Source organism: Pseudomonas sp. Pme6b, assembly GCF_058129925.1.
Map to the genome: position 1 here is coordinate 4,755,025 of NZ_CM176704.1, position 17,944 is coordinate 4,772,968.

Genomic DNA, 17,944 nt, shown 5'->3' on the forward strand with positions numbered 1-17,944 from the left:
TGATACAGAGCGAACCGGATCGAATTCAAACCGCCGTGACACGCCATAAAATGGCCTGCCACATCGTCTGAAGTTTATTCTCGGGTGCCTCGCACGGGGTGTCGGGAAGCTCATCTGGCGCCCAGGCCAGACGCAATCGCGACCAATACTCAGGCCCCAGCCAGGCCCCCAACAGCAAGCGAGGGTCTTCGTTGGCAAGTTCCAGCCAGACGCCGGGACGCAGCGCTTTGGTCAGCGCCCAGCACCATTGCCCGTCAGCGCCATCGCTTTCATTTCGGCAAAAGCAGATGCGCCGGGCCAGATCCAGCGCCTGCTCACGCTGTAAAGGTGTCAGCGCCAGCCAGCGCAACACCGGCTCAGCAGGCATCGGCGGTTGATCGGGTTCAATGCCGACACTCTGCAAAAATACGCTGTGACGACTGGCTATCAGCCCATCACAGTCACTGAGTGTCAGGCCGCAGTTCAAGGCAAAACGGCTTTGCCAGTCCGGATGCGCAAACTGCCAGGGGTTGCACCACCATTGAACCCAGTGGTCCTCGGCAATCAGCTCCATCAGGCACGCGCCGGTACGGTTGAGCGACTCCGCGCGCCGAACCCGATCCGACGAAGCAGCGCGGCACGCCAGTCACTGCGCAGCAGCAGCGCAATAATCAGCAGCAATACGACAACACCGGCCGGTACCAGCCAAAGCATCAGGTGCCAGAACGGCAACTCTTCGCTGTCGAGCTCGAACGGTCCGAAGCTGGCCCATTGCGTCGTTTCCTGAAACTCGGTGGCCGGTACAAAAACGATGGAAAATTTCTTCGATTCTGCCGATTGCGCAGACATGCCGGGGATGCTGCTGGCGACCATCTGCTGAATACGCCCACGCACACTGTCCGGGTCCAGCGCAGCCGAGTGCTTGATGAATACGGCCGCGGAAGCAGGTTGCACCGGCTCGCCCGGAGCGATGCGCTCCGGCAGCACCACATGCACTCTGGCCACGATGACACCGTCTATCTGCGACAACGTGGCTTCAAGCTCCTGAGACAGGGCATAGATGTAGCGGGCACGCTCTTCGAGAGGAGTCGAGATGACCCCTTCTTTCTTGAAGATGTCGCCCAGACTGGCGCGCGACTGGCGTGGCAGGCCGGCAGCGTTAAGCACACGTACGGCGCGGTTCATGTCGCTGGTTGCGACCGTAACCACGACACCGGTCTTTTCAAGGCGCTTGCGCGCATCGATGTGCTGATCCGCAAGGCGTGCAACCACCTCGTTGGAGTCCTGCTCGGACAAGCCAGTGAAAAGATCGGTTTCATCACTGCACCCGCCAAGCAACAACATGCAAAACAACAGCAGCCCTGCGCTCAGAAATTTCACGAGAACCTCTACTGCAGGTTGGTCAGCTTGTCGATTGCCTGCGCAGTCTTGCTGACGACTTTGGTCGTGAGCGCTGTCTGCAGCGAGCATTGCGACAATGTGCGAGTCATCGCCGCGATATCCAGTGCCTCTCCGCTGCCCGAGGCCTTTTTCATGGAGCGCATGGCTTGCTGGGACATTTTTTCGGTTTCGCCCAGACCGCCGGAAATCGCGCTGGCGATATGCTCGGAAAGCGGTGCACCGCTTGAAACATTATCCGGGCGCGTTGCGGCGGTGAAGATATCGACATCCGCCTGGGGAGGTTCTGAAACGAGCCCTTGTGGCACATCCTGCCCAAGTTCCGGCGAGATGTTTTTAACATTACCAAGGTGGGAAACGGTCACTTGAGTTCTCCGTCAGGCGGGTATCAGTCAGGCAGCAGCCTGGTTTTTAGTGCTTTGCAGCAGCATGTTGACCAGCAGCAAGGCAACTTGAGCAGCGCTGGACTGCACGCCGGTCCCGGTCTGGCCAGCATCCTGAAGCGTCGCTTCCAGACCTTTCTGCAACAAGCCACCGAGTAACTGACCCAGGTCCTGATTCGGCTGTTCGCCGCCAGGCACAAGGGCAGTATTGGCGGTGCTCACAGGTGTTCCCAAGCCGCCACCGGCCAATACCGATTGCAGTCCCCGGTCTATCAGCTCACCGATCAACTGGCCCACATCACCATTGGAATTGCTGTTGCTGGCGGGGCCGGTGTTAGCGTCGATAAGCGGATCACCCAGTGAACCAGGCGAATTTTCCGTATTGCTCACAGGGCTGCCCAGGCCACCACCGCTGCTACCGCCATCGCCCGCCAGACCGCCGGCTGCATTCTGTTGACTGCCCAATTGCTGGCCGATGATGTCGAGTGCCGAGCGGAACTGCGCTGTTTCGTCGCCGTCGAGGAAGTTATCTTCCTTGAGTTCGTTCACCCACGAACCCGAGTCCGGTTTGGGAAACTGTGCGGGGTTGTCGTCCATGAACTCCGCGATCTTTTTCAGCATCGGCATGTCGTCCTCGGAAAAACGAGTTCCGTCATCCTGCTTGGTCAGAAGATCATTCAGCATCGACTTGGCCAGGCCATTGAGCACCTGTGTCATCAAGTCGGGTTGTCCGGTATCCGAGGCGTTGTCGGCAGAAGCGCCAAAATTGTCGCCCAGCTTTTCGTGGATAAGCGCGTCCAGCGCAGCCTTGATGTCCTCGAGGCCGCCGCCAGCCTTGCCACTTGCGGCCATCGCTTTGCCGAGCAACTTGCCCAATGGCGAACTCTCGTCCAGTTGACCATTGTGAGTCAGCTCCTGGGCAAGCTGCGCAATCACTTCCTGAAGCGCCCGGCTGGATGTACTCGGCCCGGTTGTCTCGGTTTCAGGACGGATCACAACGAGCGCCATCGCCGGGCTTTGCAGCGTGCTGCTGTTAAGACTGAGACTCTGCATCACAACCTCCTCAAAGTAGCAGCCCCCTCTGTGTGAAGGGGGCATTCAAGAAATCAGAACTGGACGACCGAGTTCCGGATCTTGCTCGCAACGATTTGGTTGGAAAGGGCTTCTTTCTTGTCTTCGAAGCCCGCCAGCATGCTCGTCTCACGCAGCAGGCCGTTCTCTTCGTTCGCAGTGCCGTCAAGCTCGGAGCTTTTTGCATCACCTTTACTGATGCTCGAGCGGGTAGCGTCGATACTGTCAGTGCTGCCCGTGTTTTTGGTCAGTGCAATGTTGCGGTCGGCGCTGCTCTTGACGCTGTTGATACCCTGCGCAGCGCCACCCACTGTGTTAACGACACCGCGACCCGCGTTAGTCAGAGAACTTATGATGCTCATAACGTGATACCCCTTGGTCTGTACCAGCGTAATTGCTTGGTACATATAGGTGGTAACGACCCTTAAATCGGTTCCAGCGCTCTGCAAAAAATCAGATCTGCAACTCCTTGATACGTCGATAGAGCGTGCGGCGTGGCATGTCCAGCTCCAGGCTTGCCGCATCAATGCAGTTACGGTGGCGCTTGAGTGACTGTTGAATCAGGGCCTTTTCAATCGCCCTCAGCTGGGATTTGAGCCCACAGGCCAAGTGTTCTTCACTCTGCGGGTCGACACCCAACACCGGGAAACCCAATACATGGCGCTTTGCAGCAGCCTTGAGCTCACGGATATTGCCGGGCCACTCATGCCCCAACAGCACCTGCTGAAGCAGCGGACAGACATCGGCAGAGGCGACGTCCAGTTCTTTGGCAGCCGCGGCCATAAAGCGCTTGAACAAGGGCAGAATGCGCTCAGGCTGTGTGCGCAAGGGTGGCAGCTGGAGTGTCAACACGTTAAGGCGAAAGTACAGATCCCGACGAAATTTCCCCTGCTCGACGGCATCATCCAGAGACGACTGGGCCGAAGCGATCACGCAGACATCCAGCTTGATCGTCGATGTCGAACCCAGTCGTTCCAGTGCTCGGGTTTCCAGCACCCTCAGCAGCTTGGCCTGCAGGCTGAGCGGCATGCTGTCGATCTCATCCAGATACAGCGTTCCGCCTTGTGCCGCTTCGATGTAGCCGACTCTGGAGCGGTCAGCACCGGTGTACGCACCGCTGACCACTCCAAACAGCTCACTCTCTGCCAGCGACTCCGGAATCGCAGCGCAATTCATCGCAACCAGGCGACCTTTACGGCCAGACATTGTGTGAATGCGCTGGGCAATAGTGTCTTTGCCAGTCCCGGTCTCGCCTGACAGCAACACATCGATACCGAGTTGCGAAATGCTTTCAGCGACGATCCCCAGATTTGGAACACGCTCCTCGTCCAGGTCGTCATCAAACCCCTCATCAAGATCCATCACATGACCCCCGAGACATCAGCTTTTTGGACTCCAGCCGTTGCTGCGATCTATGCAGCAACTCCCAACTCCTTCATGCGGTGGTAAAGCGTACGTCTCGGCAGTTCGAGCTCCTGAAGCACGGCGTCGACATTGTGTCGATGCCGTTTCAACGCATCCTGAATAAGCATCTTTTCGATCACGCGCATCTGCATGCGCAGACCTGTCACCGGATCGCGCGCATCCATTGGCTCGGCCCCCAGCAGCGGGAACCCCAATACAAACCGCTTGGCTGCGGATTTCAGTTCGCGCACGTTGCCCGGCCAGTCATGGCTGAGCAGGATCTGCACACGACCGTTGTCCAGTACAGGAACGGGACGTTGGAACTCAGCGGCAATCTCCTGGGTGAACTGGTCGAACAATGGCAGGATCTGTTCGCGACGTTTGCGCAAGGCTGGCAAGTGAAGCGTCAGCACGTTGAGCCGAAAAAACAGGTCGCGACGAAAAAGTCCTTGTTCCACCAGTTCATCCAGAGGGCGCTGGGCGGAAGCAATCACGCGCAGATCCAGTGGAATGAATTCGGTTGAGCCCAGCCGCTCGACCCCCCGGCTCTCCAGAACGCGAAGTAACTTGGCCTGGAGGCTAGGCGGCATACTGTCGATTTCATCGAGGTAAAGCGTACCGCCGCTGGACGCTTCGATGTAGCCCTCGCGAGCGCGGCAGACACCGGTAAATGCGCCATTGACGACACCGAATAACTGGCTTTCTGCCAACGATTCGGGGATGGCGGCGCAGTTCATGCCGACAAAGGGCCCGGACCTGCTGGACAGCTCATGAATGCGATTGGCCAGGGTGTCTTTACCCGTCCCGGTTTCCCCGCACAGCAGTAAGTCCATATCAAGAAACGCGCTGTTCATTACAATTTGATGACCAGCGGATAATGCAGTTACGTCCCAATACTCTCGGACGCCCTTATCAATGTCTGTGCTCATCGATCACTCTCACTGTGGGTGGCAAGCGGACTATTAATACCACGTCTTACAAGGCACACATATAGTAATTTAGTTCCCCATGAAATGAGAAAAAGCTCACAAAGTTGAGAATTATTATCATAGTAATATCGTCATATGACGAGCAACACCCGCATAGAGCCAGACTGTTGGGATGATTAGTTTAATCTATCGATACTCTATTCCGATCAAGCGCTTACCGCTCAAAAAACGCTAAAACCCCCGGCTTCCGGGGAGTTAACCGCACTGCCCCGTCCTGGACCCTGGCAAAAAACTATATAACCACACGGTTTATTATTAAAAAAACTTCACAGAAAAGTCACTCGACTTATAAAAATAAATTTAACGTTATAGGCCGTTTTACAAGGGCTCACTTAATAACGGGCTGAAAGAAATTAAAACGGGAAACCCATACTCAAGCAGTCCCCTTTCAAGGAAAATAAACTTAACAAACTACCTGACCAAAACGAAAAGTTCGACATTGAAACTTAACTTACTGATGGGGAACGGAAGACGTTACACGTAACGCTCGACAGGGTGACTCATGGGTTTTTATACATTCGGTTTTCCGAACGCCGCTCACCCTTGGCATGGAGGGTTACAAAATCCTCCCGGTTTTTGGGCTCGAAACTAGATAGCTTTTTGCCACCCACCCATTCGGCTATCCGAACGGGTGGGTTTCATGGCATGCGGTCTCAAAATTTGATCGAAGAGATAGTTAACTGAAAGGATTCAGTGTAGGACAATCCGTCAATCGCAAGCTGTCACCACGCCAAAGGCGGTGACCATAACGAACGGTGATACCTCGTCATCACGGAAGAATGTTTCTAAATGTGTGTAAGCACTAGCTTACAAAACTTTAAAAAAGTTCAGCAAAAATAGTCTGCGAGCGTAAAAAGTTCATGGCTACCTGCCACGAACGAGAACAAAAACAAGGACGTATCAGCGTTGAAATATAGCGTCTTAACGGCGAGTCACACCGAAACGCCAACAAGAAAAAGCACCAAAAAAGGGCATTTTTCAGGTGATTTTGTTATACATCCGGCTTTAAAACCGCAGGTTATTAGCGTGACCCGCTGGCATAGACCACGATACGCGGGCCGCTTGGCAGCTCGCGCGGGCCCGTACGATCCTCGATATCATCACGCCTGCGAGGCGACGAGCGGTCATCCACGTAGCGCCCGACTTGTACCACGCTAGGCACCGATAATGCCTCCCTTGCCGGTGTCCGCGGGGTCATCGGCGGCTCTTTATGCTCGACAGCCGGTACCAAGGGTGGTGTTTGCGGCGCAGAAGACTGCTCTGCTACCCGCATGGGTTCCACTGGGTTGGGCACAGGTGCCCGTTCAGCTACCTCAACCGGCTGCGCTGGCCTGGGCACCGGCGTTCGCTCGACCACCCTCACCGGCTGTGCCGTCTGGGGTAATGCCAAGTGTTCGACCACAGGCTTATCAATGCGCTGAGGGGTGCCCGTAGTCACAGGAGATTCCCCGGTTATTCGCGCGATACCGGCTGTCAGCACTTGCTTCTGAGTCTTGGGCAACAGCAACCGCCCTGGTCCATCTGGCGTTTTTTTGCGCAGAAACGCCGAGTTGAGTCTCAGCAACTGGCCCTCATCCACACCCGCAGTGGCCGCAAGCTGGGTCAGGTCTACCGCATGGTTGAGTTCGACCACGTCAAAATATGGCGTATTGGCGACCGGGGTGAGTTTTACACCATAGGTAGCGGCGTTGCGCACGATCAGCGAGAGCGCCAGCAGCCTGGGCACGTAATCCAGGGTTTCCCTGGGCAAATTCAGGTGCCAGTAATCAACAGGTAGTCCGCGCCGCCGATTGGCCTCAATCGCCCGGCCGACTGTGCCTTCGCCCGAGTTGTAGGCCGCCAGTGCCAGCAGCCAGTCATTATTGAACTGATCATGCAGGCGGGTCAGGTAATCCATCGCTGCCTTGCTTGAGGCCACCACGTCACGGCGAGCGTCGTACGTAGCGCTTTGATAAAGATTGAAGCTGCGCCCGGTAGAAGGCATGAATTGCCACAGGCCAGCCGCCGCAGCCGGTGAATTGGCCATCGGGTTGTAGGAGCTTTCGATCATTGGCAACAGCGCCAGCTCCAACGGCATGTTGCGCTCGTCCAGGCGCTCGACAATAAAATGCAGATAGGGGCTGGCCCGGACACTTGCCCCACTGATAAACCCACGATTGCTCAGCAGCCAATCGCGCTGGCGAGCGATACGCTCATTCATACCCTGGCCATCGGCCAGCCTGCTGCGTTGCGCAACTCGCTGCCACACGTCCTCGCCGTTATAGACGGGCAAATCGGAAATTTTCTCTGCCGCCCGCGCACCTTCCTGATCATCTCCTCCCCAGTAGACCAGGCCCGTAACCAGCCGCGGATTGCGTTCCTGCCGGGGTGCTGAGTAGTCCACAGACTGACAACCCACACACAGCGAGCCCAGGGCGAGGACAGCGATTTGAATAGCGCGAGCCAGCAAGCGGGGGCTCGATACGATGGAGGCAACGGCGGGCATGGGAGGAATGTCCTGAACGTGTCCATCCTACGTGGCACGTTCACTGTTACGGTTCCCTTTGAAACCGATATCAGCCGCGCCAGGCATCTTGCTGAATCATTTCAGCCATAAGTATTTGCGATGGAACCCTCCATTATCAGGTGCCACTCAGCCAATGAATGAATTTCCAAGCTTTGCATCAGGCTGTCATCAGTGGCACATGGAGAGGGAGATTCACCGTGCATTCATCATCGATCCACCGCAACACCGGGAGCATCATTCAGCCGCCAGTCCCGGCAAACACGAACGCTGCAACGGATCTACAGCAAAAAATCGAACAACCCAAACAACGCTCCTCGCACTCACTGAGCAGTGTCGGCAAGCGAGCGCTGAAGAACGTCAGCAAACTGTTCCAGAAATCCAAGGCACCGCAGCAGAAAGCGGCCACGCCTCCCACCGTAAAAAACGTCAAGCCTTCACAGCCCACTTCAAATTCGAAGACAGCCAAAGACAAAGCGCCTGTATCTCAGTTATCGAGCAATAGTCTTGATGACCTGGAGGATACGCGCCAGCCAGTGACGCGTGCGGGGCATAGCGGCGCCAGCACTTCCGGCACCAAAGCCCAAGACCCGGACGAGCCGGCGACGCTCCAGAGTTCTCGGCAATCGATGATGACGCGCAGCAACGGAGGCCGTTTCGAGCTGAAAGACGAAAAACTGGTTCGCAACTCAGAGCCACAAGGCAGCATTCAACTGGACGCCAAGGGAAAGCCTGACTTCTCCACGTTCAATACTCCCGGCCTGGCCCCATTGCTGGATTCCATTCTCGCCACCCCCATGCAAACCTACCTGGCCCATCAAAGCAAAGACGGCGTGCACGGCCATCAGTTGCTACAGGCCAACGGGCACCTGCTGCACCTGGCGCAGGACGACAGTTCGCTAGCCTTGATCCGCAGCAGCAAAGAAGCACTGCATATAGAAGGAAAGAAACCGCCAGCGGTGAAACTGGAGCGTGAAGACGGCAACATTCACATCGACACCGCCAGCGGACGCAAGACTCAAGAGTTGCCCGGCAAGGCGCACATCGCTCACATCACCGGCGTGCTTCTCAGGCACGACGGCGAGCGTATGCGTGTGCATGAAGACCGGCTCTATCAGTTCGACCCGCTCAGTGCTCGCTGGAAAGCGCCTGAAGGCACGGAGGACATTGCTTTCAATAGTCTGGCCACAGGCGGCAACGGCTCGGTCTATGCGAAAAGCGACGATGTGGTAGTCGACCTCACGAGCCCTTTCATGCCGCACATCGAAGTCAAGGATCTGCAGTCATTTTCGGTGGCACCGGACAACAGAGCGGCATTGCTCAGCGGCAAGGAGACTCAGGCGATCCTGCTCACAGACATGAGCCCGGTGATTGGCGATCTGACCGAGAAGAAAACAAAAGCGCTCGAACTCGACGGCGGCAAGGCGCAAGCGGCTGCGGTCGGCCTGAGCGACAACAAGCTGTTCATAGCAGACACCCAAGGCAGACTTTACAGCGCGGACCGTAGTGCATTTGAAAGCAATGACCCGCAATTGAAGCTGACGCCCGATCAGGCAAACTTTCAACTGGCAGGCCTGCCGCTGGGTGGCCACGACAGCGTCACCGGATTCATCAACGGGGATGACGGCCGTGTGCATGCATTGATCAAAAACCGCCAGGGCGAGATTCACTCCCACGCACTCAATGAGCAGGATTCAAAACTGGAAAGCGGCTGGAACCTGACCAATGCTCTGGTACTGAGCAACAATCGCGGGCTGACCATGCCCCCGGCGCCCACCGCCGCTGACCGGCTCAACCTTGATCGTGCGGGTCTGGTTGGCCTGAGCGAAGGACGCATTCAGCGCTGGGATGCGACGCCCGAATGCTGGAAAGACGCCGGTATAAAAGATATTGACCGCCTGCAACGCGGTGCCGACAGTAACGCCTATGTGCTCAAGGGCGGCAAACTGCACGCGCTCAAGGTGACTCCTGAACACCCCAACATGGCCTTTGACCACAACACAGCGCTGGCCCAGACCGCGCGCTCGACAACAGTCGAGATGGGCAAGGAAATCGAAGGCCTCGACGACCGGGTGATCACAGCCTTTGCAATGGTCAGCAACAAAAGCTTCGTCGCCCTTGATGACCAGAACAAGCTGACCGCCCACAGCAAGGATCACAAACCCGTCACTCTCGATATCCCCGGCCTGGAAGGCGATATCAAGAGCCTTGCTCTGGATGAAAAACAGAACCTTCATGCGCTCACCAGTACCGGCGGGCTTTATTGCCTGCCCAAGGAAGCTTGGCAATCGACAAAGCTGGGGGATCAGATGCGCGCCCGCTGGACGCCGGTTGCCCTACCTGGGGGTCAGCCGGTCAAGGCACTTTTCGCCAATGACGACAACGTGCTCAGCGCCCAGGTCGAAGACGCCGAGGGCCAGGGTCTGATGCGGCTCAGTGCAGGCAAATGGCAAGCTTTCGAGCAGCGCCCGGTAGAAGAAAACGGTTTGAATGATGTGCACTCGCGAATCACGGGATCGAACAAGACCTGGCGAATTCCAAAAACCGGGCTGACGCTCAGAATGGACATCAATGCATTCGGGCGCAGCGGTGTGGAGAAATCCAAAAAAGCCAGCACCCGCGAATTCATGCGCGCCAACGTCTACAAAAACACCGCAGAAGTGCCCCGCTGGATGAAGAACGTTGGCAACAGTATTCAACATCGCCACCACGGTCGTCTGGGTCTGAATGAGGTTTATGAAACCGAGTCCATGCTGTTCAAGCAGTTGGAGCTGATCAATGAGTCCGGCGGCAGGCCGCCAGCCCCGGGCAAGGATTTGAAAGCGCGCATTGCCGCACTGGAATCAAAACTGGGGCCTCAAGGCGCTACGTTGGTCAAGGAACTGGAAACCCTGCGCGAAGAGCTGGAAAATCACAGCTATACGGCGCTGATGTCTATCGGCCAAAGCTATGGCAAGGTGAAAAACCTCAGGCAACAAGATGGCATTCTTAACCAGCACGGTGAGTTGGCCAAGCCGTCGGTGCGCACCCAGTTCGGCAAGAAACTTGCTGAGCTGGGCACAAAGCTCAACTTCAAAAGCTCTGGACATGACCTGGTCAAGGAGCTTCAGGACGCCTTGACTCAAGTTGCTCCGTCTGCTGAAAACCCCACCAAAAAGTTACTCGGCACGCTGAAGTATCAAGGGCTGAAACTCAGCCACCAGAAAGCCGATGTACCCTTGGGGCAGCGCCGCGATGCCAGTGAGGAGCATGGCCTGAGTAAAGCGCGTCTGGCGCTGGATCTGGTCACGCTGAAAAGCCTCGGCGCGCTGCTCGACGAGGTCGAACAGCTACCGCCGCAAGCCGACATAGATCCGTTACAAAACAAACTGGCGACGCTGCGTGATGTGACTTACGGCGAAAACCCGGTCAAGGTGGTTACAGACATGGGCTTTACCGATAACAAAGCGCTGGAAAGCGGTTATGAAGCGGTCAAGACATTCCTCAAGTCATTCAAAAAAGCTGATCATGCGGTGAGCGTCAACATGCGCGCAGCCACAGGCAGCAAGGACCAGGCGGAACTGGCCGGGAAATTCAAAAGCATGCTCAAGCAACTGGAGCATGGCGACGATGAAATCGGGCTGCAACGCAGTTACGGACTGAACCTTACCACCCCGTTCATCATTCTTGCCGACAAGGCCACAGGAATATGGCCAACGGCAGGTACCACCGGCAACCGTAACTACATACTCAATGCCGAGCGTTGCGAGGGCGGCGTTACCCTGTACCTGATCAGCGAAGGTGCGGGAAACGTAAGCGGTGGCTTCGGTGCCGGCAAAGACTACTGGCCGGGCTTTTTTGACGAAAACCATCCTGCTCGTAGTGTCGACGTCGGTAACAACCGCACATTGACCCCCAACTTTCGCCTGGGCGTGGACGTGACAGCCACCGTCGCTGCCAGCCAACGTGCCGGCGTGGTCTTCAATGTTCCGGATGAAGACATCGACGCATTCGTCGACGACCTGTTTGAAGGCAAGCTGAATCCATTGCAGGTGCTTAAAAAAGCAGTAGACCATGAGACCTACCAGGCTCGGCGATTCAACTTCGACCTTACGGCGGGCGGAACTGCCGATCTACGCTCTGGGATAAACCTGACCGAAGACAGAGACCCGGATGCCGATCCCAATAGCAATTCGTTCTCTGCGGTGGTACGCGGCGGATTCGCGGCGAACATCACCGTTAACCTGATGACCTACACCGATTACTCGTTGACCCAGAAAAACGACAAGACCGAGTTGCGCGAAGGCGGCAAGAACCGCCCGCGTTTTCTCAACAACGCAACGCTTGGCGGGCAGCTTCGCGGGCAGATCGGCGGCACCCACACGGCCCCCACAGGCACACCGGCCTCCGCCCCGGGACCGACGCCCGCGTCACAGTCAGCCGCCAACAATCTGGGAGTAGCGGTCAATTTCAGCGTAGAGAACAGGACTGTCAAACGGGTCAAGTTTCGCTATAACGTCGCCAAGCCGATAACCACCGAAGGTTTGGGCAAGCTGTCTAAAAGCCTCGGCGAGGCATTCAAGGACAGCACGACCAAAGCAAAACTGGCCGAACTGGCCGACCCGCTGAATGCGCGTTACGCAGGCAAGAAACCGGATGAGGTTATTCAGGCGCACCTCGACGGCCTTGAAGAACTGTTTGCCGACACTCAATGGCAGAACGACAAGCAGTACAAAGCGCTTCGTGGTCTGAAACGCGGGGCGGTCGAGCATCGGGCATCAGTCAATAAGCACAGCGTGATGGATAACGCACGTTTTGAGACCAGCAAAACCAACCTCTCCGGCCTGAGCAGTGAAAGCATACTCACCAAAATCATGGGCTCAGTGCGTGAAGCGAGCGCCCCCGGCAATGCGGCCAGGGTTGCCGAGTTCATGCGCCAGGACCCGAAACTCCGCGCCATGCTCAAGGACATGGAGGGCAGCATAGGGACACTGGCGCGCGTACGGCTGGAACCGAAGGACTCGCTGGTCGATAAAATCGACGAAGGTAGCCTGGACGGCACCATGACCCAAAGCGACTTCTCCGCCCTTCTGGGAGACCGCAACCAGATGCGCATCAAGCGCCTGGTGGTATTCCACACCGCGACTCAGGCTGAAAACTTCACCTCACCCACCCCCTTGGTCAGCTATAACAGCGGAGCGAATATGAGCGTCACTAAAACGCTGGGGCGCATCAACTTCATTTATGGCGCAGACCAGGACAAACCGATTGGTTACACCTTTGACGGCGAGTTGTCGCGGCCATCGGCGTCGCTCAAGGAAGCGGCGAGCAAGTTGAAGCAAGAAGGGTTTGAACTGAAAAGCTGAAAACGCAAACAGTGAAAAAAGCGCCGCTTTTACGCGGCGCTTTTTTATTCAAGCCTGTAGAAATGCGCGAGCCTCACGAGCCTGGGAAATGAAGCCGCGAGTCACGTCGCAGAACGCCGGCTCATCGAGCGATGCCAGTTCACGCTGGGCGCATAGACGTACATCGCCCTGATCGACAGCAAACCAGCAACCGTGCAAACGGGCGACGTCGAAGTTCAGGCTCAACAGGCGCTGTAGATCAGTGGAACGCTCCGGACAACGGCCTACTCGGCAATGAAAGACGACCATTTCGCTGTGCTCGGGCAATTCGATGACCGCCGCTTCGTTGTTCTGGCCGTCGTAAAGGGCGCATACGCCATTCTGCAAGGCCAGTGATGTACCGAGTTGGACGCCCAGAGCGTTGATGAAGCGGGCAAAATCGGGTGTCATCGTTATAGTCCTTTAAAGTTAAAGCAGTCTGAATCAGCCGGACAGCAGACAGGTACGGACTGTGCCCGGCGTTGGAATCAACGCGGAGCGAGCAAGCCTTCTTCGAGCGCCCGCAACTGCTCGTCGTCAAACGGAACGGAGGGTGCCGGCCGCTGCACTGTGGGGCTGGATGGCGGCGTTGGGGCCGTGTTCCGGAGCTCGTCGACGGACCCGCGAGCTTCAGGCGGTTTTGCTGGCGTAAGCGCAGCGCGTGCTGACGACACGCCGTTCAGCGCACCGTCTGCCAACACTCGAACCGTGTCCACGGCGATCTGGGTTGGCAGCTGCAACGCGCCTCGGCCCATGTGATAAGCGCTTTCCATAGCCCTTGGAATACCGCTCAACGTGCTCGGCTGGAAGGTATGTGGCAGCGATGCCCTGTTCGGGTGGCGGATGTTGTTCAAGGCTGTTTCGGTACGATCCAGCATCGGCGTTGCGCCTCCCATCCCCGCATCCTTCAACGCCTTGGCTTCGGCGGTGACAGACTGGTTGGCGTAACGCGTGGACAGATAGGAAATCGAGCCCTTTGCGGCCAGAGCCATATTGCGCAGGATATTCCCCGCACTGAGCGTACCCCGCGCGCCTTCCGGCTGGGCTGTCACGGGCGGCAGTGCCGAGGTCAGCGCCGAGCTCTGAATACCCGATATTGCCTTGCTGTAGAACGTGGTACGTACCGAGGCTTCGCGCAGGTCCATACCTTTGGCCAGGTCCTTTTTCAGCTCTGTCTCGGCTCGGTCTGGCGTGACTACCGGAATTTTGCGCTCTGCGGGATCGACATACGTCGACTTCAACTGCAAAAGCGTTTGCGAACTGGCAGACACCGCCCCGCCAAAGCCGGATGCCAAGGCTCTTGCACTCAGCGTCTGACCATTGATCTGGTGTAAATCGTTGAGCATCTGGCGCACGGCCTGTGAACCACCAAAGGCACTGTAAGCCATCAGTTCACCCACCGGATGGGTGGACGAACCCTGGACCTTCTTCTGGTTCAGCACCGCGCGTTCGCCCTTGACGAAAGCCTTGTCCTGAGCGATTTCCTCGGGCGTTTTTCTGATCAGCTCACCGTGCTCGCTTTTCAGTTCGAAGGGGTCAGGAATCACCGAATTGGTATCGATAGCCTTGAGTGGCACCATGTTCAAGCGCTCGTTCAGGCCAGTCTTCTGCAAGGCAGCCTGAAACACCGGTTTCACTACGCTGTTGACTGTCTCGTGGGCAATGCCCGCGACCATTCCGGTTATCGCCGCCTTGAGCATGCTGGCGTCGCTGCTGGTCTCAGGCACCTCCTCTCGCAGCTTGTCACTGGTAGACAAACGCACATAACCCAGGTGCGTCATTGACGACATGAACTGCGGAACCGCAGCCGCAACAACCGGCCCGGCACCTTTCCAGCCGCCAACCGAGTTGCGGGCAGTGACAAGATCACTGACGACGGTGTCCAGTTGTGTATGTGCGGCGACCGAAGCAAGGCGTTTGGCCTCTGGCGACTTGACGAAATCGGCGTGCAGGCCGACCAGAGTGGTTTTCGCATCAACCAGCGCCTGTCTGTTAGCGTGCAAAGCGTCCTTGGCGCCCTCTTCGGCACTTTGCAGGCTCACATCCAGTGCAGCGATGTGATCATCCAGCGACACGATGCCTTTGCCCAGCCCTTCGCCGATTGCCTTGCTCGCACGACCGGCGTACTCGCCAACGGCTGTCTGACTGACGGCAAGAGTCGCCCGATCCTCGTTGGCATGCGGGCCTGTCTTGGTGGGCGTAGCGTCATGCATCAACTGAAAGTGCTCCAGTTGATCGGCGACCGATTGCGCGAAGCCCTTGATCAGTTGACCGACTTCGGCTTTGTCGGGGGCCTGACCCGGCTGGGTAAACTTGTCCAGCAGTTGTTGCAAGTCCGAACCATGAAACTGCTTCAGTTGATAGCGCTCAGGGGAGAGACGCTCGGCCATGACTTCAAAAGGCAGCTTTTCAGCTTGCAGCAAGCTGCCAATCAATAACGCGGCACGCGAGCTGATCATCGGCGCGCCGCTGACCGGAGCCGTCGCAGGCTCAGCCTTGAAGGCCTGCAAAAGCTGCGTGTGTCGCGCCGCAACATTCAGCCGCGCGGCACCGGTAGCCGAGCTTTCTGCTGCGTGCGGCCTTGCCTGATGGGAGTCAGCGGCGGATTCATGCCTGGCGTCACTGCATTCGGGTGAGCGGTCTGGGCGGAAATAGCATCGTGCTGCTGGTTTATCCGGGCCAGCTCGATGCCGCCCGATCCACCGATTCGCGGAGTGTTCATTGAAACCTCCCTGAGGCCGACAGGCTCTCGCGTTTGGCTGCCGTGGCAACAGGCTGCTCAACCGGGGCACCTGCTGTTTTGACCCGCCCGATGAACCCATGCTCGCGCCACTCGTTCGCCAAATCAGCGAACGACTTCATCAACAGCAGCACGCCTTCGGCAGAGGCTCGCTCCAGGCTCACGGAACCCATAAGCAATACCCGACTGGTCTGAGCATTCCAGGAGAAAACCGGGCTATGGGCACCCGAGAACATATGAAAATTAATGTCCATCAACGCCAGCAATGCAGCGTCACGATTGCGTGTCGGCAACGCTCCCATGTCGCCGTAAATCAAAACAGCACGGCCCTCATCGCGATCCTGATACTGAAGTGTGAAGTCCACTTCGCTGATTTTGAAATTGGCAGACTCGTAAAAACGTTCAGGCGTGGAAATAAGGCTGAGCGCGCAGATTTCATTTATCAGGGTGTGGTACGAGTCATTATTGTTCATTTCACGGCCTCTGAGTGCGATATGAGACCACACCGTTTTTCTGTCGGTGTGTTCCGCACTGAGTCGAATGTAAAGGCGTTTTGGTTCCGTGTGCTCGTCAAGCGCACCAGGGATGGCGTATTGAAAACATCGCCATCAATAGCGGCGAAACGGGAAGGGAGTATCAGTTTTTTTGTGTTCGGGCTGGTTAGGGCCTGCCGTCAGGCAGGCCCTTGTTTTACCAGCTCGGTCTGGTAAATCGGTCTCCGTACAGGATCGCAAATTGATTCATTGCCACTTTCCAGTCGTGTGCCGCATGACCCCAGTTGGCGGTGATGTTGCGCAACCCAAGCCATATCAGTTTCGTCGCGGCCTCATCGGTCGGGAAGTGCCCTCGAGTCTTGATGATCTTGCGTAACTGGGCATTGATGCTCTCGATGGCATTGGTCGTGTAAACCACTTTGCGGATGCCCGCCGGGAAAACAAAAAACGGTATAACCCGATCCCAGGCGCGACGCCATGCAGCAACCACAGTCGGATACTGCTTGCCCCAGGGGCCCGCTTCAAAGGCGTTAAGCTCTTGCTCAGCCACATCTGCATTGATCGCCTGGTAGATCGGCTTGAGTGCTTTGGCCAGTGCCCGACGTTTATCCCAAGCGGCATAGTCCAAGCTGTTGCGGATCAGATGCACGATGCAGGTTTGCAGCGTCGTGGCAGGAAAAACCGCCCCCAACGCCTCCGGTATTCCTTTGAGGCCATCCGTGACGGCGATCAGAACATCTTCAACGCCACGAGTCTTGAGGTCGTTGAACACCTTCATCCAAAACTTGGCACCCTCGGTGCTCTCGATCCATATACCCAGAATGTCGCGCGTGCCATCAGGTAATACCCCCAGCGCCAGATAAATAGCCTTGTTGCACACTAACCCCTCGTCCCGGATTTTGACCCGTAACGCATCGAAGAAGATCACCGGATACATCGGTTCCAAGGGTCGTTGCTGCCAAGTGCCCACCTCTTCCATGACCGCATCGGTGACTGAGCTGATGAAGTCATGGGACACGTTAGTTCCATACTGCTCAGATAGAAAAGCGCGGATCTCACGCACCGTCATGCCCCGGGCGTACATGGCAATTATCTTGTCGTCGAAGCCTGTAAAACGTCGTTCGTGCTTGGGAATCAGGATCGGGGCGAAGCTACCATCGCGGTCTCTGGGGATATCCAGGCGAAGCGGCCCGTCGTCGGTCAGAACCGTCTTGCTGCTTTTGCCATTACGCTGATTGGTCGACTCCTCAGGGCGCTCCGCGCCCTGAGGGTAACCAAGGTGGTGACCCAGCTCGGCGCCTAGCGCACGCTCGATCAGAGCCTTCTTGAACGCCATGGACGCGTCTTGAATGGCTTCGGCGCTCATCGGGCCTTTAACAAACTGCTCGATCAGCTCTTGGGGAATCGAGGGCAACTCCCTCGCTGTTGCATTGGCGGACTTCTTTTTGGTCGGCATACATGCACCTCTAGCTACATGTTATGCCCGAACACAAAATTTCTGACAGTCTCAACGGGAACCGCTCACCTCGCTTTGCCACTCACTTCGAGCGACATCTGGCGAATTCCTCGTCGACCTATAGAACTGACAGGGACACGGCGACCGACGCTGGTAAATCCGGA

The 17,944-nt window shown here is 56.9% G+C and carries 12 protein-coding genes and 1 pseudogene; 1 reads left to right on the forward strand and 12 read right to left on the reverse strand.

The annotated features are described in order from the left end of the window. Positions 1–25 precede the first annotated feature (25 nt). From AC4ANE_RS21600 to AC4ANE_RS21635, 8 genes are all read right to left on the reverse strand, one after another. Positions 26–553, reverse strand: a complete 528-nt coding sequence (locus AC4ANE_RS21600) for a hypothetical protein (RefSeq protein WP_002552404.1) — start codon at positions 551–553, stop codon at positions 26–28. Then, positions 553–1,359 (reverse strand): type III secretion system inner membrane ring lipoprotein SctJ, encoded by an 807-nt coding sequence (gene sctJ / locus AC4ANE_RS21605; protein ID WP_002552403.1) that lies wholly within the window; start codon positions 1,357–1,359, stop codon positions 553–555. Before sctJ ends, AC4ANE_RS21600 begins: the two co-directional genes overlap by 1 nt. 8 nt (positions 1,360–1,367) lie before the next feature. Then, on the reverse strand, positions 1,368–1,742 hold the full coding sequence (gene sctI, locus AC4ANE_RS21610; RefSeq protein ID WP_002552402.1) for a type III secretion system inner rod subunit SctI: 375 nt from the start codon (positions 1,740–1,742) through the stop codon (positions 1,368–1,370). 27 nt (positions 1,743–1,769) lie between these two features. After that, complete coding sequence (hrpZ, locus tag AC4ANE_RS21615) at positions 1,770–2,813, reverse strand: type III secretion system effector HrpZ (protein ID WP_002552401.1); 1,044 nt, start codon at positions 2,811–2,813, stop codon at positions 1,770–1,772. Between the two features lie 53 nt (positions 2,814–2,866). Then, positions 2,867–3,193, reverse strand: coding sequence for a type III secretion system major pilin HrpA (locus tag AC4ANE_RS21620; protein WP_002552400.1), 327 nt, complete (start codon positions 3,191–3,193; stop codon positions 2,867–2,869). Positions 3,194–3,284: 91 nt separating this feature from the next. Beyond that, on the reverse strand, positions 3,285–4,193 hold the full coding sequence (locus AC4ANE_RS21625; RefSeq protein ID WP_002552399.1) for a sigma 54-interacting transcriptional regulator: 909 nt from the start codon (positions 4,191–4,193) through the stop codon (positions 3,285–3,287). A gap of 50 nt (positions 4,194–4,243) precedes the next feature. Beyond that, positions 4,244–5,164: a sigma 54-interacting transcriptional regulator gene (locus AC4ANE_RS21630; protein ID WP_002552398.1), complete on the reverse strand. Its 921-nt coding sequence runs from the start codon at positions 5,162–5,164 to the stop codon at positions 4,244–4,246. Positions 5,165–6,245: 1,081 nt separating this feature from the next. Further along, positions 6,246–7,709, reverse strand: coding sequence for a transglycosylase SLT domain-containing protein (locus tag AC4ANE_RS21635; RefSeq protein WP_002552397.1), 1,464 nt, complete (start codon positions 7,707–7,709; stop codon positions 6,246–6,248). A gap of 218 nt (positions 7,710–7,927) precedes the next feature. Here AC4ANE_RS21635 and AC4ANE_RS21640 point away from each other — a divergent pair, with 218 nt between their 5' ends. Beyond that, positions 7,928–13,072 (forward strand): AvrE-family type 3 secretion system effector, encoded by a 5,145-nt coding sequence (locus AC4ANE_RS21640; RefSeq protein ID WP_122234367.1) that lies wholly within the window; start codon positions 7,928–7,930, stop codon positions 13,070–13,072. 48 nt (positions 13,073–13,120) lie between these two features. On the opposite strand, the gene AC4ANE_RS21645 is transcribed toward AC4ANE_RS21640, so the two are convergent. From AC4ANE_RS21645 to AC4ANE_RS21660, 4 genes and pseudogenes are all read right to left on the reverse strand, one after another. After that, positions 13,121–13,501 carry a type III secretion system chaperone gene (locus tag AC4ANE_RS21645; RefSeq protein ID WP_044423728.1) on the reverse strand — a complete coding sequence of 127 codons (381 nt, stop codon included), beginning with the start codon at positions 13,499–13,501 and terminating at the stop codon, positions 13,121–13,123. A gap of 77 nt (positions 13,502–13,578) precedes the next feature. Continuing rightward, positions 13,579–15,812 (reverse strand): annotated as a pseudogene (locus AC4ANE_RS21650) (restriction endonuclease). Further along, positions 15,809–16,303 (reverse strand): CesT family type III secretion system chaperone, encoded by a 495-nt coding sequence (locus AC4ANE_RS21655; RefSeq protein WP_002552394.1) that lies wholly within the window; start codon positions 16,301–16,303, stop codon positions 15,809–15,811. Before AC4ANE_RS21655 ends, AC4ANE_RS21650 begins: the two are co-directional and overlap by 4 nt. Positions 16,304–16,520: 217 nt before the next feature. Further along, a complete protein-coding gene (locus AC4ANE_RS21660; RefSeq protein ID WP_054082596.1) occupies positions 16,521–17,780 on the reverse strand; it encodes an IS256-like element ISPsy17 family transposase in 1,260 nt (419 codons plus the stop codon). Positions 17,781–17,944: the final 164 nt, after the last annotated feature.